The sequence below is a fragment of the Burkholderia sp. 9775_39 genome (assembly GCF_015712225.1).
GTDB classification, from domain to species: Bacteria; Pseudomonadota; Gammaproteobacteria; order Burkholderiales; family Burkholderiaceae; genus Burkholderia; species Burkholderia cenocepacia.
Window position 1 is genome coordinate 1 of sequence record NZ_JACCQC010000126.1, and the last position, 363, is coordinate 363.

1 rRNA gene is annotated in these 363 nt (G+C 48.8%); it reads right to left on the reverse strand.

Features of this window, described 5'->3' with window-relative positions:
- Positions 1 to 280: 280 nt before the first annotated feature.
- Positions 281 to 363: ribosomal RNA gene (locus H0X90_RS35595) — 16S ribosomal RNA — on the reverse strand; the annotation flags it as partial.

Below are 363 nucleotides of genomic sequence, written 5' to 3' on the forward strand. Positions count from 1 at the left end.
CACAACCCGGATAGTTTCCACGTCCATCTCAAGACGCTTCCGCTATCCAAATTACTTACTTCTTCCAGATTGTTAAAGAACGACAGCCGATACTTTCGTACCGCTCTGACTGGCTCAATCGCCAATGACAAAGACTCGAACAATCGTCATTCGAATGTTTGTCATTGAGGATTATCGAAGGCGGCCGGCATTATAACCGTTTAAACCGCTAACAGACAGTCTTTCTGCCTTTATCAACAGCCGATAAGCGTGAGCGCTCAACTTCGCGAGATAGCTCTGGAAAGGAGGTGATCCAGCCGCACCTTCCGATACGGCTACCTTGTTACGACTTCACCCCAGTCATGAATCCTACCGTGGTGACCG